Consider the following 19,395-nt stretch of genomic DNA (forward strand, 5'->3'; position numbering starts at 1 on the left):
ACGAATACAACAAAACGGCAACCAGGTTGCCGTTTTTGATGATTATGCGTTTTTCAGCACTTCACTCACAATCTCAACCGCTTCTTTCTCGATCAGCTGACGGTGTTCGTCGCCGAGGAAGCTTTCACAGTAGATTTTGTACGCGTCTTCGGTGCCGGATGGACGCGCGGCGAACCAGCCGTTCTCGGTCATCACCTTCAGGCCGCCGATGGACGCACCGTTACCTGGTGCTGCCGTCAGACGGGCAGTGATCGGGTCACCTGCCAGGGTGCTGGCGCTGACCATTTCCGGTGACAGCTTAGACAGTGCCGCTTTCTGTGCCGACGTGGCAGAGGCCTGCAGGCGGTTGTAGCTCGGGGCACCAAAACGGGCTGCCAGCTCGTTGTAATGCTCCTGCGGGTTCTTACCGGTAACGGCAGTAATTTCCGCCGCCAGCAGGCACATGATAATGCCGTCTTTGTCGGTAGACCACGGGGTGCCGTTGAAGCGCAGGAAGGACGCGCCCGCGCTCTCTTCGCCGCCAAAGCCGAAGCTGCCGTCGAACAGACCGTCAACAAACCACTTGAAGCCAACCGGCACTTCCACCAGCTTGCGGCCCAGGTCGTTAACCACGCGGTCGATCATCGCGGAGGAGACCAGGGTTTTACCCACGGCAACCTCTGCGCCCCACTGTGGACGATGCTGGAACAGGTAGTTGATGGCTACCGCCAGGTAGTGGTTCGGGTTCATCAGGCCGGCAGGGGTGACGATGCCGTGACGGTCGTAATCCGGGTCGTTGGCAAAGGCGAGGTCAAACTTGTCGCGCAGCGCCAGCAGGCCCGCCATCGCGCACTCGGAGGAGCAGTCCATGCGGATCGCGCCATCTTTATCGAGGTGCATAAAGCGGAAGGTCTGATCGACGTGATCGTTCACGATGGTCAGATCCAGCTTGTAGTGTTCGGCAATACGTTTCCAGTATTCGATACCGGAACCGCCGAGCGGGTCGACGCCCAGCTTCAGACCGGCTTTCTGGATCGCCGCCATATCGACGATATCCGCCAGCCCTTCAACAAACGGCTGCACCAGATCCTGCTCTTTCACGTGGCCGGAGGCCATCGCCTCGTCCAGGGAAATGCGCTTCACGCCGTTCAGGCCGTCGGCCAGCAGGGCATTGGCACGATCTTCCACCACTTTGGTGACGTTGGTGTCAGCCGGGCCGCCGTTCGGTGGGTTGTATTTGATGCCGCCATCTTCCGGCGGATTGTGGGATGGGGTGATCACAATGCCATCCGCCTGTGCGCCGCCTTTCTGGTTATGCACCAGAATGGCGTTAGAGACCGCAGGGGTCGGCGTATAGCCGTTGTTTTCCTGAATCACGACGTCCACGCCGTTGGCCGCCAGCACTTCCAGCACGGAAATAAAAGCGGGCTCTGACAGGGCGTGGGTATCTTTACCCACGTAGCACGGACCGGTGATGCCATTTTTGGCACGCTCTTCCGCGATGGCCTGAGCAATGGCCAGAATATGCGGCTCGTTAAAGCTGTGGCGTACCGCACTGCCGCGGTGCCCGGATGTACCAAACTTCACTGCGTGTTCTGCGTTACCCACTTCCGGCTTCAGCACGTAGTACTGGGCGGTAAGCTGGGCGACGTTAATCAAATCGCTCTGTTGTGCAGGTTGACCCGCACGATTGTGATTTGCCATTGCCTGGTCCTTCTGATGCAAGGGTTAAATAGTGCCGCAAACCTTATCAGTCAATTCCGCCGGGAACTGCATGGACTGCATGATGTGTTCGATCATGCTGCGCTTGCGTCCGGTGTTGGTATTGGTGATCACCCAGTACGGCGTACCAGGCAGGTGCTTGGGCTTAGTTTGATTGCCATTCTGTAACAGCGTTTGCTCGTCAGCCGCGAAATAGACGCGGGTGCGACCGTGGAGAGACTCCGTCGCGTCGGCAAATGCGTTGTTATCCAGTGAATAGAGTGTAGTCAGCACCAGCATAAAGCGGTTAACGGCTTTCTTCTGCTCAGCATATTCGTCAGAAAGCAGCAGTTCGCGCATCGCACGCACTTTGTCTTTTACCGGTGACAGCGGCTTTTCCTGCGCGACAGCAGCGGGCTGGCGCGTTTCTTTGATGGCCGGAGCGGCAGACTGGGAGGCGGCGGCAATTTTCAGCATGCGCCGTAAAATGTCGGACGCGCTCTCACCGATATGCCGCGTCTGGCTGGCGATATACTGATAAAGCTCGTCATCAACTTCGATTGTTTTCATCTTAATCCAGTGCGATATCTTATCTGAATACAAGTCGTTGGGAGTATAAGGTCAAAACCCAACAGCGGATAGCGTCAAGCCAGAATGGCGGCAAAAGTCAGAATTAACTGTTTCCTTGCAGCCGGGCGGCAGAATGGTCAACATGATACCCTAACCTGACATACGTAAAAAAAGAACTTTGCCATGAAATTGAATACCCGAGTGCAATCTGCACAATCGCCGCACAATAATTCCCCCATCGTCCTGGTGCATGGCCTGTTTGGCAGCCTGGATAACCTTGGCGTGCTGGCACGGGATCTGGTGACCGACCACGCGCTGCTGCAGGTGGATATGCGCAACCATGGTCTGTCGCCGCGCTCGGCAGAGATGACCTACGCCGACATGGCCCAGGATCTGCTGGATACGCTGGATGAGCACAATATTGAAAAGGCGATCATGATAGGTCACTCAATGGGCGGCAAAGCGGTCATGGCGTTGACGGCCATAGCCCCGGAGCGGATTGCCGGGCTGGTGGTGATCGACGTCGCCCCAGTGGATTACGACGTACGCCGCCACGATGAGATCTTCGCTGCCATCAATGCCGTCACCGACGCCGGGGTCAGCACCCGCCAGCAGGCCGCGGCGCTGATGCGTGAACATCTGGATGAAGAGGGCGTGGTGCAGTTCCTGCTGAAATCCTTCGTCGACGGCGCGTGGCGCTTCAACGTGCCGGTTCTCTGGGATCGGTATGACCAGATCGTCGGCTGGCAGCCGGTCCCGGCGTGGCCGCACTCTACCCTGTTCATCACTGGCGGCAATTCCCCGTATGTCACCGAAGCGTACCGCGATGCGCTGCTGGCGCAATTCCCTCAGGCCAAAGCGCATGTCATTGCCGGGGCCGGACACTGGGTTCATGCTGAAAAACCGGACGCGGTGCTGCGCGCTATCCGCCGTTACCTCGCTGACATCAATAATTGATTAAAAAGAGAGCGACTGGTCGCCGGCAGGCCTCCAGTCGTTGGCGTGCCGTTTTCGGTGATGTATGATGGCGCGCTTATCGCCCGGGCATTAGCAGGGTGTCTTGTTTCCCCCGAAGTCTCAGAATCATGGCCAAAGAACACACGGACCGCACGACAATAGATCTGTTCGCGAATGAGCGTCGCCCGGGACGACCGAAAACCAATCCGCTATCGCGTGATGAACAGCTGCGCATTAATAAGCGCAATCAGCTTAAACGCGATAAAAGTCGTGGGCTTAAACGCGTCGAGCTGAAACTGAATGCTGATGCCGTCGATGCGCTGAATGAGCTGGCGAATGCCCGTGATATCAGCCGCAGTGAGCTTATCGAAGAGATGCTGATCGCGCAGCTCGAGAAATGGCACGGCAAAGCGTAAGTCAGAAAACTCCCCTTCTTGTTGCTTTCATGTAGCACAGAGTGCAGTCCTGCGTGATAGCAGTTTCCGCAGGCTTCTCTGTTCTGCTATGATTGCCCTTATCCGTGGCTAAATTGCGCCACCATACCATTAAGTATCAAGAGGTTATTTTACTCATGGCAATCATCGGCATTTTTTTCGGCAGCGACACGGGTAACACCGAAAACATCGCAAAAAACATTCAAAAACAGTTAGGTAAAGACGTTGCCGATGTGCATGACATTGCGAAAAGCAGCAAAGAAGATATCGAAGGTTACGATATTCTGCTGCTGGGCATCCCGACCTGGTATTACGGTGAAGCGCAGTGTGACTGGGACGACTTCTTCCCGTCTCTGGAAGAGATCGACTTCAACGGCAAGCTGGTGGCCCTGTTCGGCTGTGGCGATCAGGAAGACTACGCAGAGTACTTCTGCGATGCCCTCGGCACCATTCGCGACATCATTGAGCCACGCGGCGCGGTGATTGTGGGCCACTGGCCAACCGCTGGTTACCACTTCGAAGCCTCTAAAGGTCTGGCCGATGATAACAACTTCGTGGGTCTGGCTATCGACGAAGACCGTCAGCCGGAACTGACCGCTGAGCGCGTGGACAAATGGGTTAAACAAATCCGCGAAGAACTGCACCTTGACGACATCCTCAACGCATGATGATGTCGCGGCGCAACGCTAAAGTTGCGCCGCATTGATAGGTAATTCCAATCAAAATAATTGCTACAAATTTTTAACTTTTGCTGCCATACCTGTACAATGATCCAGGAGTAAACGGGGAACCTTGTAACAACTTTGTTGGCGGTACCTCGTTTTTATAAGCATACTTTACTTGAGACTTGCAGTTTTCATTACGTCATGGCAGTTCTATAATGAGACGCATTATCCCAGGTGCATTTTCTGTCACTTCTTCTTTAGAAGTGAATCGTTTAGCAACAGGACAGATTCCGCATGACTGACAACAATACCGCATTAAAGAAGGCCGGACTGAAAGTCACGCTTCCACGGTTAAAAATCCTGGAAGTGCTTCAGGGTCCGGATAACCATCATGTCAGTGCGGAAGACTTATACAAGCGTCTGATCGACATGGGCGAAGAGATTGGTCTGGCTACCGTTTACCGTGTACTGAACCAGTTCGACGATGCAGGCATCGTCACGCGTCATAATTTCGAAGGCGGTAAATCCGTGTTTGAACTGACGCAGCAGCACCACCACGATCACCTGATTTGCCTCGACTGCGGCAAAGTGATCGAATTCAGCGATGATTCCATCGAATTACGCCAGCGCGAAATTGCCGCACGTCACGGCATTCGTCTGACCAACCACAGTCTGTACCTGTACGGCCACTGTGCCGAAGGCGACTGCCGCGAAAATGACCACGCGCACGACACGAAGTAATCTCTGCATCGACACTGAGCCAACCTGACGGTTGGCTTTTTTTTTTGCCTTTTTACAGGTAAAAAAAAGAGCCCGGTGGCGCTACGCTTACGCGGGCCTACGGGCTCAGTTCCGGCAGTTTGCACCCCGGGCGTGGCAAAAGGCGGGGAATTCCCCGCCCGGATTGTCATCAGAAGATAGTGAACGGGGCGATAACCATAAACTTCACGTCGCGCTCATCCTGGAAGATGTTGCCGTAGCCGCCGCCGTAGCTTGGGATATCGGAGTGGTTGTCATACTGCGTGAAGTGCAGTTTGAACATGGTCCCTTTCGCGCGGCCATCCTGCAGGGTGTAGATCGCATCCAGGCTGTAGGCCGATTCCTTGATCTTGTTCGAGGCGATATCTTCACGCTGACCGGCACTGTTGATTAACCAGTCGGCCGGTTTCGCATCCCAGGCGTAGACATAAGACGCGCCAACGCTCCAGCCCGCCAGATTCCAGTTGCTCAGATCGTACATGGCGCCGAAGAAGACCGCTTTTTCGCCGTTGGCGTTAAAGTCGGAGCGGTTATCCCACCACACGTCCAGACGACCGTTGGAGGACGCATAGGTTGGGGTCATACGCTGCAGGAAGTAACCCTGCTGCCCTTCCGCCTTGACGTAAGTCCCTTCCAGACGTAAATCGACCTGCCCGACTTTGTAACCCAGGGTCAGCGCCTGCAGCCAGGCCGTACCGTCGTAGATATCGTTCACGGTGCCGCTGTCGGCTTTATCACGCGTGCCGTAGAACTGATAGGTGGTAGAGAGCGGACCGCCGACGATATCCAGCTTATAGCTGGCTTTGGCAAAGTACTGATCGATGAAGCCTTCAGCCTGACCAAAAGCGGCTTCCAGAATCAGGTTATTTTTGAAATCGTACTTCGCGCCGAAGGAGTGGAGATAGTCGACGCGGGTTTTTCGGTCATTCTGATAGAACTTGTCCATCTCGAGATGCCACGGCGCTTTGTACTCGTTGGTCCACATATAAGAGAAGCTCAACGCACCGCTATCGCCGTAGTCAAAGTTGGCCCCGGCTTCGGCACCCTGATAGGTACCCGGCATAAAGCTCCAGTGCGGCGCTAACAGGGTTTGACCGGTTGGCTGTAACCAGCCGCCGCGGGCCCAGGCCGGACCGTATCTAAATTTTGCTGCCGCTTTATACAGGCTGATCCCGCTCTTATCGCCGGACCAGTCCTCTTTATAGGCTTTGTTGCTGGATGAGAAAGCGATTTCGTTCGGGTGGCCGCTGTCGCCGTTTTCCGCCATTTCGATGGCAGTGAAGGCAGCCAAATCAAGGCCGAACATGTCAGCGGCATAGCCGGACTGGAAATCAAGGTTGGCGTTCCAGGTGGAGTGAGCGAGGTTAGTTTTATATTTATCTGACTCAACATCTTTACGGTCACGTTCACGCTGCCAGTAATAGATACCGCCCGTGAGGGTTGAATCATCAATGAAACCTTCGGCCTGAGCTTCCGGAGAAACCATCCAGCCTGACATTGCTGTAACACCGGCGATAGCCAGCGCAAGCGTACTACGTTTGCCACTAAACGTACGCATAATTAATCCTCTTTGACGTATTAAAAGCGCCTAAAACGGCGAAAAACAAAAAAGTTAAAAGTGGAGGTAAGCGGAAATACCCGCTTACATCTCCTGCCCTTAGACTATTTTTCGCGACGCGAATTATCAATGCTTTTCAGCGATCAAAAGTCAGGATTATGACAAAGCGCACATATTTGGTTGCGGTTTGTAACAAAGGAAATGAGGAAGAATATTTATTTAAAATAATCTTCAGAATGAGCGATTTATTTTTAATAAATAAAGATTACCTACCCTGCCCGGCCGTATTAGCGATTAATTTGCGAAAGGGAAGAGAAAGCGAACCGTTTTAAGAAACAGAATTAATTCGCAACGCGAAGATTTAAAAGACTAACGGCTTATGGCAGACCAAAAAAACGCCGCAGTGCGCGGCGTTTTTTACAGGAAAAAGGGAATTATTCGCCCGCTTTCGCCCAGGTATCACGCAGACCGACGGTGCGGTTAAATACCAGTTTGTCGGCGGTGGCATAGCGGCTGTCGAGGCAGAAGTAGCCTTCGCGCTCGAACTGATACGCATGACCAGCAACGGCAGCTTTCAGGGATGGCTCGGCAAAGCCCTGCTTGATCACCAGTGAATCCTGGTTAATCACCTGCAGGAAGTCCTCGGCGGCACCCGGGTTTGGCACGCTGAACAGACGATCGTACAGGCGGATTTCAACCGGCAGCGCATGAGCCGCGCTCACCCAGTGGATAACACCTTTCACCTTGCGACCGTCGGCTGGATCCTTGCTCAGGGTCTCAGCATCGTAGGTACAGAAGATAGTGGTGATAGTGCCTTCTGCGTCTTTTTCCACACGCTCGGCTTTGATCACGTAGGCATTACGCAGACGCACTTCTTTACCCATCACCAGACGCTTGTACTGCTTGTTGGCTTCTTCACGGAAGTCAGCACGATCGATCCAGATCTCGCCGCTGAACGGCACGTCACGGCTGCCCATCTCCGGCTTGCTCGGATGGTTCGGCATGGTAACCAGCTCGCTTTCGCCCTGCGGGTAGTTTTCGATAACCAGTTTTACCGGATCGATAACCGCCATGGCGCGCGGTGCATTGTCGTTCAGATCTTCGCGAATACAGGATTCCAGCGACGCCATCTCGATGGTGTTGTCCTGCTTGGTCACGCCGATGCGTTTGCAGAACTCACGGATGGATGCCGCGGTATAGCCACGACGACGCAGACCAGAGATGGTCGGCATACGCGGGTCATCCCAGCCTTCAACGTGCTTGTCAGTGACCAGCAGGTTCAGCTTACGCTTGGACATCACGGTGTATTCCAGATTCAGGCGAGAGAACTCGTACTGACGCGGATGCACCGGAATAGAGATGTTATCCAGCACCCAGTCGTACAGGCGACGGTTGTCCTGGAACTCCAGGGTACAGAGCGAGTGGGTAATGCCTTCCAGCGCATCGCTGATGCAGTGGGTGAAGTCGTACATCGGGTAGATGCACCACTTGCTGCCGGTCTGGTGGTGATCGGCAAACTTAATGCGGTACAGCACCGGGTCACGCATCACGATAAACGGCGAAGCCATATCGATTTTAGCGCGCAGACAGGCTTTACCCTCTTCGAAGCCACCGGCACGCATTTTTTCAAACAGGGCCAGGTTCTCTTCCACGCTGCGATCGCGGTACGGGCTGTTTTTACCCGGCGCGGTCAACGAGCCGCGGTATTCGCGGATTTCGTCAGCGGAAAGCTCGTCAACGTAGGCCAGGCCTTTGTTGATCAGCTCAACGGCGTAGGCGTACAGCTGGTCAAAATAGTCAGAGGAATAGCAGATGTCGCCAGACCAGTTGAAGCCCAACCATTGCACGTCGTTCTTAATGGACTCTACGTATTCGATGTCTTCTTTCACCGGGTTGGTGTCATCGAAACGCAGGTTGCATTGACCCTGATAGTCCTGCGCAATGCCGAAGTTCAGGCAGATCGATTTCGCATGACCAATGTGCAGGTAGCCATTTGGCTCCGGCGGAAAACGGGTATGAACAGTGGTGTGCTTACCAGTGGCCAGATCTTCATCGATGATCTGACGAATAAAGTTGCTTGGGCGGGCTTCAGCCTCACTCATCGTGGATTCCTCAAAGCGTAAACGACGTATAACGGCATATGATCTTATAAGCCGGGCGTAGTGACAACCTTTAGTTACGTGAAAAAGGTCTGTGGAGAGAATAATCGGGGCGATTGCTGTAAAAAAAAGCGGCGGGGATATCCCCGCCGCTCAGGCATTAACGCTAACTCAGGAGCACTTATTTGCCTTTAATTTCATACAGTGGTGTCTGACCGGCAACAACCTGACCCTGCGCCTTGATGACCAGGCCGCTGAAGTCGTCGATGTTGCTGCAGACAACCGGGCTGATCATGGAGCGGGCATTGGCGTTCAGGAAGTCGAGATCCATTTCCAGTACCGGCTGACCGGCAACCACTTCGGCACCCTCTTCAACCAGGCGCTTGAAGCCCTGACCACCCAGCGCCACGGTATCGATACCCATGTGGACCACGATCTCCGCGCCTTTCTCCGTTTCCAGGCAGAACGCGTGATTGGTGTTGAAGATTTTGACGATAGTACCGGCTGCCGGGGAGACCACGGTTTTATCCGTTGGTTTTACCGCCACGCCATCGCCTACTGCTTTGCTGGCGAAGGCTTCATCAGGCACCTGCTCCAGGGCAACCACGTCACCGGTCACTGGTGAAACCAGCGCAGCGATGGTGGTGGTATTGGCAACAGCCTGTGGCTTAACGGCGGCAGGTGCTGCGGCTGGGGCAGAGGTCGCTTCAGCAGCGGCAACCGGGCCGGTGGTTTTCATTGCGTTAGCGATTTTCTCAGCCACGAAGCCGACGATGATCTGCACGCTGGTTTTGTTCAGGCGGATAACGCCAGAAGCACCCAGGCGTTTAGCCATCGCTTCGTTGACCAGAGAAGAGTCTTTCACGTTCAGACGCAGACGGGTGATGCAGGCATCAATACCGGTCAGGTTGTCGGAACCGCCGACTGCCGCGATGTACTGACGCGCCAGACCGGAAACGTCTTCCGTCGCGTTGCCGCTCACGTTCACATCCTGACCATCCGCTTCGCTACCGGCAACCGCCAGCTCACGACCCGGGGTCATCAGGTTGAATTTGGTGATGGTGAAGCGGAACACCACGTAGTAGATAGCGAAGAACACCAGACCTTGTGGGATCAGCATGTACCAGTGTGTTGCCAGTGGGTTACGTACCCAAAGCATCATATCCACCAGACCTGCGCTGAAACCAAAGCCTGAAATCCAATGCATACTTGCCGCGATAAACACAGAAATACCGGTGAGCACTGCGTGGATGAAGTACAGTACTGGCGCCACGAACATGAAGGAGAATTCCAGCGGCTCGGTGATACCGGTGAAGAAGGCCGCGAATGCGCCCGCCATCATAATACCCAGTACCTTCGCTTTATTCTCAGGACGCGCGCAGTGGTAGATAGCCAGCGCCGCACCCGGCAGACCGAACATCATAATCGGGAAGAAGCCCGCCTGGTAACGACCTGTAATACCGATTTCTGCTTTACCAGCGGCAATCGACTGTGCACCGCCAAGGAAGTTAGGGATATCGTTGATACCTGCAACGTCAAACCAGAATACGGAGTTCAGCGCGTGGTGCAGACCGACCGGGATCAGCAGACGGTTGAAGAACGCATACACGCCCGCTCCGACGGAACCCAGCTTCTGGATGTGCTCACCGAAGTTCACCAGACCGTCGAAGATCATCGGCCAGATGTACATCAGAATGAAGGCCACAGCGATCATCACGAAGGAGGTCAGGATCGGCACCAGACGACGACCGCTGAAGAAGGAGAGTGCTTTTGGCAACTCAACGCTACTGAAGCGGTTGTACAGTTCAGCGGAGATGATACCCACCAGGATACCCACGAACTGGTTGTTGATCTTACCGAACGCTGCAGGAACCTGGTCCGCAGGGATCTTCTGAATCATCGATACCGCAGCCGGGGAGCAGAGCGTGGTCAACACAAGGAAGCCCACAAAGCCGGTCAGTGCCGCAGCACCGTCTTTATCTTTGGACATACCATAAGCCACACCGATGGCGAACAGTACGGACATGTTATCGATAATGGCGGCGCCCGATTTGATTAACAAAGCAGCCAAGGCGTTATCACCACCCCAACTTACCGGGTCAATCCAGTAACCGACACCCATCAATATTGCTGCTGCAGGCAGCGTGGCGACCGGCACCATTAAGGCGCGACCAACCTTTTGTAAATAACCTAAAATGCTCAATTTATTCCCCCTATGAGACCCCGTTAACGGTGTGTTCTCAGCTGTGTTTTTATTGTGTCACTAACTTATACATACAGTTGATGATTCACTGGCTGATTGAGTGTGTGGAAAATTAATTCGTATCGCAAATTAAAAGCGTACTTTTTGTGAGTTTTGTCACCAAATATTGTTTATCACCCTCCCCTCTACTGGCAAACTGCCAAAACTTATTTTATGATACGAAAAATCAAGACGAATTGCCCCCTCTCGGTGTGAACCAGGTTAGTCTTAATCATGCCCGGACAAGCAATCCGCCAACTTTTATGAAAACTTCAGAGGTGAATAATGAGACTGATCCCCCTGGCAACTGCAGAACAAGTCGGTAAATGGGCTGCCCGCCATATCGTAAACCGTATCAATGCGTTCAAACCGACTGCCGATCGTCCTTTTGTACTCGGCCTGCCGACCGGTGGCACACCTCTTACCGCCTATAAAGCATTGGTTGAGATGCATAAATCGGGCCAGGTAAGTTTTGAGCATGTTGTCACCTTCAACATGGATGAGTACGTTGGCCTGCCAAAAGATCATCCGGAAAGCTACCATAGCTTCATGCACCGTAACTTCTTTGATCACATTGATATTCAGCCGGGAAATATTAATCTGCTGGATGGCAATGCGCCGGATATTGACGCTGAATGCCGTCATTATGAAGAAAAAATCCGCGCGTACGGCAAAATTCATCTGTTCATGGGTGGCGTAGGCAACGACGGTCATATCGCGTTTAACGAACCGGCCTCTTCTCTGGCGTCCCGTACCCGTATCAAAACCCTGACCCATGACACCCGTGTGGCAAACTCCCGTTTCTTTGATGGCGACGTGAACCAGGTGCCAAAATACGCCCTGACCGTTGGCGTGGGTACCCTGCTGGATGCGGAAGAAGTGATGATTCTGGTGCTGGGCGGCGTGAAAGCGCAGGCGCTGCAGGCCGCGGTTGAAGGCAACGTCAACCATATGTGGACCATCAGCTGCCTGCAGCTGCATCCGAAAGCGGTGGTGGTGTGCGATGAGCCGTCCACCATGGAACTGAAAGTGAAGACGCTGAAATACTTCAACGAATTAGAAGCAGAAAACATCAAAGGTCTGTAATGTTACGCCGCCTCTGTTATCAGGGGCGGGATGCTATTTTTATACCGGGGGTCGTTATGTACGCTTTAACCCACGGTCGGATTTATACCGGCCATGAAATTCTGGATGACCATGCGATTGTAATCGCAAATGGCCTGATTGAACGTGTCTGCCCACTGGCCGAGCTGCCAGCGGAAATAGAACAACGCTCGCTCAATGGGGCAGTCATCTCCCCCGGTTTTATCGACGTACAGCTTAACGGCTGTGGCGGCGTGCAGTTCAATGATACAGCGGAAGCCGTCACGGTTGAGACGCTGGAGATTATGCAGCGCGCTAACGAAAGATCGGGCTGCACCAGCTACCTGCCAACACTGATTACCACCAGCGACGATCTGATGAAACAGGGCATTCGCGTGATGCGTGAATACCTGACGAGATATCCGCATCAGGCGCTGGGCCTGCACCTTGAAGGTCCGTGGCTGAATATCGTCAAGAAAGGCACCCATAACCCGAGCTTTGTGCGTAAACCTGACGACGAGCTGGTCGATTTCATGTGCGCCAATGCGGATGTGATCACCAAAGTGACCCTGGCGCCAGAGATGGTTGACCCGGACGTCATTCGCAAGCTGGCGGGCGCAGGCATTGTTGTCTCTGCCGGACACTCCAACGCCACGCTGAAAGAGGCCAAAGTCGGCTTCCGTGCCGGTATCACTTTCGCCACCCATCTGTATAACGCCATGCCGTACATCACCGGGCGCGAACCGGGTCTGGCCGGGGCGATCTTCGATGAGCCGGACGTCTACTGCGGCATCATTGCCGACGGGTTACATGTCGACTATGCCAACGTGCGTAACGCCAAACGCCTGAAAGGCGACAAGTTGTGTCTGGTTACCGATGCCACAGCGCCAGCGGGGGCAAATATTGAACAGTTCATTTTTGCTGGTAAAACAATATACTACCGGAATGGACTGTGTGTGGATGAGAACGGAACCTTAAGTGGTTCGGCTCTGACCATGATCGAAGGCGTGCGCAATCTGGTGGAACATTGCAGCATTGCCCTGGATGAAGTGCTGCGTATGGCAACCCTTTACCCGGCACGCGCGATTGGCGTGGACAAGCAGCTGGGCAGCATTGCCCCGGGCATGGTGGCTAACCTCACCGCATTCACACACGATTATAAAATCATCAAGACCATCGTTAATGGTAACGAGGTCGTCACAGAGTAAGTAAACGTATGACACCTGGCGGACAAGCTCAAATTGGTAACGTTGATCTGGTAAAGCAGCTGAACAGTGCAGCGGTATATCGACTGATCGACCAGCATGGACCCATCTCGCGGATCCAGATTGCAGAACAGAGCCAGCTTGCCCCCGCCAGCGTGACGAAAATTACCCGCCAGCTCATTGAGCGCGGGCTGATCAAAGAAGTGGATCAGCAGGCCTCCACCGGGGGCCGTCGCGCTATCTCGATTGTCACTGAAACCCGCAATTTTCACGCCATCGGCGTGCGCCTTGGCCGGCATGACGCCACCCTGACGCTGTACGATCTGAGCAGCAAAGCGGTTGCTGAAGAGCACTATGCCCTGCCGGAACGCACCCAGGAGACCCTTGAGCACGCCCTGCTCAACGCCATTGAGCTGTTTATCGACTCCTGCCAGCGCAAAATTCGCGAGCTGATCGCCATCTCGGTGATCCTGCCCGGACTTGTGGACCCCGAAAGCGGTGTGATCCGCTATATGCCCCATATTCAGGTCGAAAACTGGGGGCTGATCGATGCCCTCGAAAAACGCTTCGCCGTAACCTGTTTTGTGGGTCACGATATCCGTAGCCTGGCGCTGGCTGAGCACTACTTTGGTGCGAGCCAGGATTGTGAAGACTCTATCCTGGTGCGCGTTCACCGCGGTACAGGGGCCGGGATCATCTCCAACGGACGCATTTTTATTGGCCGGAACGGCAACGTCGGCGAGATAGGCCACATTCAGGTCGATCCGCTGGGCGAGCGCTGTCACTGCGGCAACTTTGGCTGTCTGGAAACGGTGGCCGCCAACGCCGCCATCGAGCAGCGTGTGCGTCATCTGCTGGAGCAGGGATACCAGAGCCGCGTTACCCTGGATGACTGTAAAATCAATGCCATCTGTAAAGCCGCCAACAAAGGCGACGCGCTGGCCAGCGAAGTGATCGAACAGGTTGGCCGCCACCTTGGCAAAACTATCGCCATCGCCATCAACCTGTTTAACCCACAAAAAGTGGTGATCGCGGGCGAAATTACCGAAGCCGAAAAAGTGCTGCTGCCCGCCATCGAGGGGTGCATCAATACCCAGGCGCTGAAGGCGTTTCGTCAGAATCTGCCCGTGGTTCGCTCCGCGTTAAATGACCGGTCGGCGATTGGTGCCTTTGCGCTGGTAAAACGCGCCATGCTTAACGGTATCCTGTTGCAGCGTTTGCTGGAAAGCTGACAGCGTTTTATAGTGTCGCCTTCTTTTTTTGATGCCGGGAAGTTCATGACCATTAAGAATGTTATTTGTGATATCGACGGCGTGCTGATGCACGACAACGTTGCCGTGCCGGGCGCAGCCGAATTTCTTAACCGCATCATGGAACAAGGCATGCCGCTGGTTCTGCTCACCAACTTCCCGTCGCAGACCGGGCAGGATCTGGCGAACCGTTTTGCGACTGCCGGTATCGATGTGCCCGACAGCGTCTTCTACACCTCGGCAATGGCTACCGCCGATTTTCTGAAGCGTCAGGAAGGCAAAAAAGCTTATGTGGTGGGCGAAGGTGCACTGATCCATGAGTTATATAAAGCAGGCTTCACCATCACCGACGTCAATCCCGATTTCGTCATCGTGGGTGAAACGCGCTCCTATAACTGGGAGATGATGCACAAGGCAGCGTTCTTCGTCGCCAGCGGCGCCCGCTTTATCGCCACCAACCCGGATACACACGGCCGCGGTTTTTATCCGGCCTGTGGCGCGCTCTGTGCCGGTATCGAGAAGATGACCGGCCGCGTGCCGTTTTATGTCGGTAAGCCCAGCCCGTGGATCATTCGCGCGGCGCTCAACAAAATGCAGGCCCACTCGGAAGATACGGTGATCGTGGGCGACAACCTGCGCACCGATATTCTGGCTGGCTTCCAGGCGGGGCTGGAGACTATCCTGGTTCTCTCAGGAGTATCGACCCTCGATGATATTGATTCGATGCCGTTCCGGCCGAGCTGGATTTACCCCTCGGTCGCGGAAATCGATATTCTGTAGTCTGAAACCACGTCCCCGGACGTGGTTTTTTCATTTTGTGGCGGCAAAAATAGCGTCGCGTCTAAACAAAATCGTCATTCATTGAATAATCCTCAATAAATGAGTCCTCCCTGTACGCTTTTTTCAACATTCGGCAATGACCGTTGCACTTTTTCTCTTTTACCCGGCAAAACGCTTGCCGCTCCTCCCCTTTTGCGGCATTTTCATAAGCAAGCAACATCACACTGCAACAGGGTTAATGGAGAAGGTTATGTGTTCAATTTTCGGCGTACTGGATATTAAAACTGACGCAGGCGAACTGCGTAAAAAAGCACTGGAGTTATCCCGTCTGATGCGCCATCGCGGCCCGGACTGGTCCGGTGTCTACGCCAGCGATAAAGCGATTCTGGCTCACGAACGTCTGTCGATTGTGGACGTCAACGCTGGCGCCCAGCCGCTGTATAACGAGAAGAAAACCCATGCTCTGGCGGTCAACGGTGAGATCTACAACCACCAGGCGCTGCGCGCAGAATACGGCGACCGCTATGCCTTCCAGACCGGTTCTGACTGTGAAGTGATCCTCGCCCTGTACCAAGAAAAAGGCCCGGAATTCCTTGATGAACTGCAGGGGATGTTCGCCTTCGCTCTCTACGACAGCGAGAAAGATGCTTATCTGATTGGCCGCGACCACATCGGGATCATCCCGCTGTATATGGGTCACGACGAATTCGGCAACTTCTATGTGGCCTCAGAGATGAAAGCCCTGGTGCCGGTATGCCGCACCATTAAAGAGTTCCCGGCAGGCAGCTTCCTGTGGAGCAAAGATGGCGAGATCCGCTCTTACTATCAACGCGACTGGTTCGATTACGATGCCGTTAAAGACAACGTTACCGACAAAGCTGAGCTGACTCAGGCCCTGGAAGAGGCGGTAAAAAGCCACCTGATGTCAGACGTGCCTTATGGCGTGCTGCTCTCCGGCGGTCTGGACTCGTCTGTTATCTCGGCGATCACCAAAAAATATGCGGCGCGTCGCGTGGAAGATCAGGAGCGTTCCGAAGCCTGGTGGCCGCAGCTGCACTCCTTCGCTGTCGGTCTGGAAGGATCTCCGGATCTGAAAGCCGCGCAGGAAGTGGCCAACCACCTCGGCACCGTGCACCATGAGATTCACTTTACGGTGCAGGAAGGGTTGGATGCGATCCGTGACGTGATCTATCACATTGAAACTTATGACGTGACGACCATCCGCGCCTCCACGCCGATGTACCTGATGTCGCGTAAAATCAAAGCGATGGGCATCAAGATGGTGCTGTCCGGTGAAGGCTCGGACGAAGTATTCGGCGGCTATCTCTACTTCCACAAAGCGCCGAATGCCAAAGAGCTGCACGAAGAGACGGTACGTAAGCTGCAGGCGCTGCACATGTTTGACTGCGCCCGTGCCAACAAAGCGATGTCTGCCTGGGGCGTGGAAGCGCGCGTACCGTTCCTGGATAAGAAATTCCTCGACGTGGCCATGCGTATCAACCCGCAGGATAAGATGTGCGGCAACGGCAAGATGGAAAAACATGTCCTGCGTGAATGCTTTGAATCTTACCTGCCGGCAAGCGTGGCATGGCGTCAGAAAGAGCAGTTCTCTGACGGCGTAGGTTATAGCTGGATCGACACCCTGAAAGAGGTGGCCGCGAAGCAAGTTTCCGATCAACAACTGGAAACCGCCAGCTTCCGCTTCCCGTACAACACGCCGGGTTCGAAAGAAGCCTATCTGTACCGTGAGATCTTCGAAGAGCTGTTCCCGCTGCCAAGCGCAGCAGAGTGTGTCCCGGGTGGCCCTTCCGTTGCCTGCTCCTCTGCAAAAGCCATTGAGTGGGATGAAGCGTTCAAAACCATGAACGATCCATCAGGTCGTGCCGTGGGTGTGCACCAGTCTGCTTATAAATGAGTAAAAAGCGTCAACATGAGGCCCTGCGGGGCCTCTTTTTTTGCCTCGCGTTTTGCTGGACAAAAACGATTAATAACCAATAATTGCCGAATATTCGGCCACGCTGTTCGCAACCTAACCAAACAGTCACATTCCAGACATTTTCGTTGAAAAAGGTGTTGACGCTGCAAGGGTCTATACGCATAATGCGCCCCGCAACGCCGATAAGGTAACGCGAAAAAAAGATGGCTACGTAGCTCAGTTGGTTAGAGCACATCACTCATAATGATGGGGTCACAGGTTCGAATCCCGTCGTAGCCACCATCTTTTTTGCGGGAGTGGCGAAATTGGTAGACGCACCAGATTTAGGTTCTGGCGCCGCAAGGTGTGCGAGTTCAAGTCTCGCCTCCCGCACCATTCCCATAAAAGCGTTGCACGGATGGGGTATCGCCAAGCGGTAAGGCACCGGTTTTTGATACCGGCATTCCCTGGTTCGAATCCAGGTACCCCAGCCATATTTCTTCGATTTTGCGGTTCTCCGCGGTTATTGGGGTATCGCCAAGCGGTAAGGCACCGGTTTTTGATACCGGCATTCCCTGGTTCGAATCCAGGTACCCCAGCCATCGAAGAAAGCAGTACTGGCTACGTAGCTCAGTTGGTTAGAGCACATCACTCATAATGATGGGGTCACAGGTTCGAATCCCGTCGTAGCCACCATATTAGTAAGTTATCGATTCGTCGATAAGCTAAAAAAAATTGTTGGGGTATCGCCAAGCGGTAAGGCTCTGGTTTCTGATACCAGCATTCCGAGGTTCGAATCCTCGTACCCCAGCCAATTTAAAAAGTCGTTAGATGTTTATTGTTTAACGCAATTGGGGTGTCGCCAAGCGGTAAGGCACTGGTTTCTGATACCAGCATTCCGGGGTTCGAATCCCTGCACCCCAGCCACACTAAAAAAGCTCGCTTCGGCGAGCTTTTTGCTTTTCTGCGTTTCCGGAAGTCATGCCGGGTGGCGGCTTCGCCTTACCCGGCCTGGAAGACCTTTAGAGCCCTAAGGCATACTTCAGCGCCTGACGTTTCAGCCCGCCGGCGCGCTGCGCCGCCATCAATCCCACATTACGCAGGACGCGTAGCGGCCCCAGATCGTTGCTGAACCCGGCGTAAAACAGATCCATCCCCGACTGCATAATGAAGTTGTCCGCCATCCGTCGGGTCTGATATCGCTTAAGCACCTGATGGCTGGCCCAGGCTTCGCCGTGGTTGCGGGCGTTGTTAAGGACATCTATCAACGCGTCGACATCGCGATAACCAAGATTAACGCCCTGCCCGGCCAGCGGATGAATGGTGTGCGCCGCGTCACCTACCAGCGCCAACCCTTCCTGCGCATACTGCAGCGCATGACGGCGCGTCAGCGGGAAGGCCCCGGCAGCGACCGGCTTGACGGCCCCAAGACGCGCCGGGAAATGGTGGGCGATTTCGCGCTGCAACTGCTCCATCGACAGCCCCTGCAACTGGCGAATGCGCGCCGGGGTGTCGTACCACACCAGTGACGCCCAGTTGTCGAACAGCGGTAAAAAGGCATGCGGACCATTCGGGGTAAAATGCTGCCAGGTGCTGTCGCCCGGATCGTTCTCACAGGCAATGGTGATCAGCATGCAGGATTGTTGATACTGCCAGGCGTGAATGCCGATCCCGGCCAGCTCCCGTACCCGGGAATTCGCCCCGTCGGCGCCCACCAGCAGTTTCACCGCCAGCTGCTCACCGCTATCCAGTTCGATCAGGTGCTGCTCGTTATGGCGGTGCACATGTTTGATCGACGCGGGGACGCGCAGCGTGACCTGGGAATGCGCCTCCAGTGCCTGCCAGAGCGCGTGCTGCAGAACCGTATTTTCCACCATATATCCCAGCAGGGGGAGTTTGAGCTCCGCGGCGTCAAACACCACATGGGCATTTTCCCACTCCCAGGTCTCCAGGCGGCGATAAGGGTGCGCGCGCATCGCCAGGATGGCATCCCACACGCCCAGCCCGCGAAGCAGATCGACCGAAGCGGCGCTGATGGCGGAGATGCGTACATCCGGTTGCTGAGAGGCGTCAAAAGCAGGCGGTGCCGCCTGTTCGATAACCGTTACCTCGAACCCGTGTTGCGCCAGCCCCAGCGCCAGCGCCCCGCCGACCATACCGCCGCCGACGATGGCGATCCCGGTTTGTTGGATAGTCAT

General features: G+C 54.6%; 15 protein-coding genes and 7 tRNA genes. 16 read left to right on the forward strand and 6 right to left on the reverse strand.

What is annotated here, in order from left to right; translation table 11 throughout:
- Positions 1-42: 42 nt before the first annotated feature.
- Together pgm and seqA are read right to left on the reverse strand one after the other, a co-directional pair.
- Positions 43-1,683 carry a phosphoglucomutase (alpha-D-glucose-1,6-bisphosphate-dependent) gene (gene pgm / locus LG383_RS12760; protein ID WP_106992357.1) on the reverse strand — a complete coding sequence of 547 codons (1,641 nt, stop codon included), beginning with the start codon at positions 1,681-1,683 and terminating at the stop codon, positions 43-45.
- 24 nt (positions 1,684-1,707) lie between these two features.
- Complete coding sequence (seqA, locus tag LG383_RS12765; protein WP_142488699.1) at positions 1,708-2,250, reverse strand: replication initiation negative regulator SeqA; 543 nt, start codon at positions 2,248-2,250, stop codon at positions 1,708-1,710.
- Between the two features lie 183 nt (positions 2,251-2,433).
- Here seqA and ybfF point away from each other — a divergent pair, with 183 nt between their 5' ends.
- The 4 genes from ybfF (at position 2,434) to fur (ending at position 5,047) form a co-directional block, all read left to right on the forward strand.
- Positions 2,434-3,207 carry an esterase gene (ybfF, locus tag LG383_RS12770; protein WP_225759290.1) on the forward strand — a complete coding sequence of 258 codons (774 nt, stop codon included), beginning with the start codon at positions 2,434-2,436 and terminating at the stop codon, positions 3,205-3,207.
- 128 nt (positions 3,208-3,335) lie between these two features.
- Positions 3,336-3,623, forward strand: coding sequence for a LexA regulated protein (gene ybfE / locus LG383_RS12775; RefSeq protein ID WP_106992354.1), 288 nt, complete (start codon positions 3,336-3,338; stop codon positions 3,621-3,623).
- A 155-nt stretch (positions 3,624-3,778) separates the two neighbouring features.
- Positions 3,779-4,309: a flavodoxin FldA gene (gene fldA / locus LG383_RS12780; protein ID WP_181247199.1), complete on the forward strand. Its 531-nt coding sequence runs from the start codon at positions 3,779-3,781 to the stop codon at positions 4,307-4,309.
- A gap of 291 nt (positions 4,310-4,600) precedes the next feature.
- Complete coding sequence (gene fur / locus LG383_RS12785) at positions 4,601-5,047, forward strand: ferric iron uptake transcriptional regulator (protein WP_106992353.1); 447 nt, start codon at positions 4,601-4,603, stop codon at positions 5,045-5,047.
- A gap of 169 nt (positions 5,048-5,216) precedes the next feature.
- Here the strand turns inward: fur and chiP are convergent, their stop codons facing one another.
- The 3 genes from chiP to nagE all read right to left on the reverse strand — a co-directional run bounded on the left by chiP (position 5,217) and on the right by nagE (position 10,925).
- Positions 5,217-6,623 (reverse strand): chitoporin, encoded by a 1,407-nt coding sequence (chiP, locus tag LG383_RS12790; RefSeq protein WP_225759291.1) that lies wholly within the window; start codon positions 6,621-6,623, stop codon positions 5,217-5,219.
- A 434-nt stretch (positions 6,624-7,057) separates the two neighbouring features.
- The gene (gene glnS / locus LG383_RS12795) at positions 7,058-8,725 is read right to left on the reverse strand and encodes a glutamine--tRNA ligase (RefSeq protein ID WP_166181869.1); all 1,668 of its coding nucleotides are present in this window, start codon (positions 8,723-8,725) and stop codon (positions 7,058-7,060) included.
- Between the two features lie 178 nt (positions 8,726-8,903).
- Positions 8,904-10,925, reverse strand: coding sequence for an N-acetylglucosamine-specific PTS transporter subunit IIBC (gene nagE / locus LG383_RS12800; protein ID WP_225759292.1), 2,022 nt, complete (start codon positions 10,923-10,925; stop codon positions 8,904-8,906).
- A gap of 324 nt (positions 10,926-11,249) precedes the next feature.
- Here nagE and nagB point away from each other — a divergent pair, with 324 nt between their 5' ends.
- From nagB to LG383_RS12860, 12 genes are all read left to right on the forward strand, one after another.
- Positions 11,250-12,050 carry a glucosamine-6-phosphate deaminase gene (nagB, locus tag LG383_RS12805; RefSeq protein WP_106992348.1) on the forward strand — a complete coding sequence of 267 codons (801 nt, stop codon included), beginning with the start codon at positions 11,250-11,252 and terminating at the stop codon, positions 12,048-12,050.
- Between the two features lie 56 nt (positions 12,051-12,106).
- Positions 12,107-13,255: an N-acetylglucosamine-6-phosphate deacetylase gene (gene nagA / locus LG383_RS12810; RefSeq protein WP_106992347.1), complete on the forward strand. Its 1,149-nt coding sequence runs from the start codon at positions 12,107-12,109 to the stop codon at positions 13,253-13,255.
- A gap of 8 nt (positions 13,256-13,263) precedes the next feature.
- Positions 13,264-14,484 carry an N-acetylglucosamine repressor gene (locus LG383_RS12815; protein WP_106992346.1) on the forward strand — a complete coding sequence of 407 codons (1,221 nt, stop codon included), beginning with the start codon at positions 13,264-13,266 and terminating at the stop codon, positions 14,482-14,484.
- Between the two features lie 45 nt (positions 14,485-14,529).
- Positions 14,530-15,282 carry an HAD-IIA family hydrolase gene (locus LG383_RS12820; protein WP_106992345.1) on the forward strand — a complete coding sequence of 251 codons (753 nt, stop codon included), beginning with the start codon at positions 14,530-14,532 and terminating at the stop codon, positions 15,280-15,282.
- A 250-nt stretch (positions 15,283-15,532) separates the two neighbouring features.
- Positions 15,533-17,197 (forward strand): asparagine synthase B, encoded by a 1,665-nt coding sequence (gene asnB, locus LG383_RS12825; RefSeq protein ID WP_106992344.1) that lies wholly within the window; start codon positions 15,533-15,535, stop codon positions 17,195-17,197.
- A gap of 226 nt (positions 17,198-17,423) precedes the next feature.
- A tRNA-Met gene (locus tag LG383_RS12830) sits at positions 17,424-17,500 on the forward strand.
- Between the two features lie 8 nt (positions 17,501-17,508).
- Positions 17,509-17,593, forward strand: a tRNA-Leu gene (locus LG383_RS12835).
- Positions 17,594-17,616: 23 nt separating this feature from the next.
- Positions 17,617-17,691: transfer RNA gene (locus LG383_RS12840), tRNA-Gln, on the forward strand.
- Between the two features lie 33 nt (positions 17,692-17,724).
- Positions 17,725-17,799, forward strand: a tRNA-Gln gene (locus LG383_RS12845).
- Positions 17,800-17,816: 17 nt separating this feature from the next.
- Positions 17,817-17,893, forward strand: a tRNA-Met gene (locus LG383_RS12850).
- Between the two features lie 43 nt (positions 17,894-17,936).
- A tRNA-Gln gene (locus LG383_RS12855) sits at positions 17,937-18,011 on the forward strand.
- A gap of 38 nt (positions 18,012-18,049) precedes the next feature.
- Positions 18,050-18,124, forward strand: a tRNA-Gln gene (locus tag LG383_RS12860).
- Positions 18,125-18,219: 95 nt separating this feature from the next.
- On the opposite strand, the gene ubiF is transcribed toward LG383_RS12860, so the two are convergent.
- Positions 18,220-19,395, reverse strand: a complete 1,176-nt coding sequence (gene ubiF, locus LG383_RS12865; RefSeq protein ID WP_225759293.1) for a 3-demethoxyubiquinol 3-hydroxylase — start codon at positions 19,393-19,395, stop codon at positions 18,220-18,222.

The organism is Leclercia sp. Marseille-Q4284, from assembly GCF_916618945.1.
In the GTDB taxonomy this organism is placed as follows: Bacteria; Pseudomonadota; Gammaproteobacteria; order Enterobacterales; family Enterobacteriaceae; genus Enterobacter; species Enterobacter tamurae.

Coding starts and splice junctions, on each gene's coding strand:
- LG383_RS12815 (WP_106992346.1), top strand. CDS start 13,264: ATGACACCTGGCGGACAAGCTCAAATTGGTAACGTTGATCTGGTAAAG.
- nagA (WP_106992347.1), top strand. CDS start 12,107: ATGTACGCTTTAACCCACGGTCGGATTTATACCGGCCATGAAATTCTG.
- pgm (WP_106992357.1), bottom strand. CDS start 1,683: ATGGCAAATCACAATCGTGCGGGTCAACCTGCACAACAGAGCGATTTG.
- seqA (WP_142488699.1), bottom strand. CDS start 2,250: ATGAAAACAATCGAAGTTGATGACGAGCTTTATCAGTATATCGCCAGC.
- ubiF (WP_225759293.1), bottom strand. CDS start 19,395: ATGACTATCCAACAAACCGGGATCGCCATCGTCGGCGGCGGTATGGTC.
- fldA (WP_181247199.1), top strand. CDS start 3,779: ATGGCAATCATCGGCATTTTTTTCGGCAGCGACACGGGTAACACCGAA.
- fur (WP_106992353.1), top strand. CDS start 4,601: ATGACTGACAACAATACCGCATTAAAGAAGGCCGGACTGAAAGTCACG.
- LG383_RS12820 (WP_106992345.1), top strand. CDS start 14,530: ATGACCATTAAGAATGTTATTTGTGATATCGACGGCGTGCTGATGCAC.
- chiP (WP_225759291.1), bottom strand. CDS start 6,623: ATGCGTACGTTTAGTGGCAAACGTAGTACGCTTGCGCTGGCTATCGCC.
- glnS (WP_166181869.1), bottom strand. CDS start 8,725: ATGAGTGAGGCTGAAGCCCGCCCAAGCAACTTTATTCGTCAGATCATC.
- ybfE (WP_106992354.1), top strand. CDS start 3,336: ATGGCCAAAGAACACACGGACCGCACGACAATAGATCTGTTCGCGAAT.
- ybfF (WP_225759290.1), top strand. CDS start 2,434: ATGAAATTGAATACCCGAGTGCAATCTGCACAATCGCCGCACAATAAT.
- asnB (WP_106992344.1), top strand. CDS start 15,533: ATGTGTTCAATTTTCGGCGTACTGGATATTAAAACTGACGCAGGCGAA.
- nagB (WP_106992348.1), top strand. CDS start 11,250: ATGAGACTGATCCCCCTGGCAACTGCAGAACAAGTCGGTAAATGGGCT.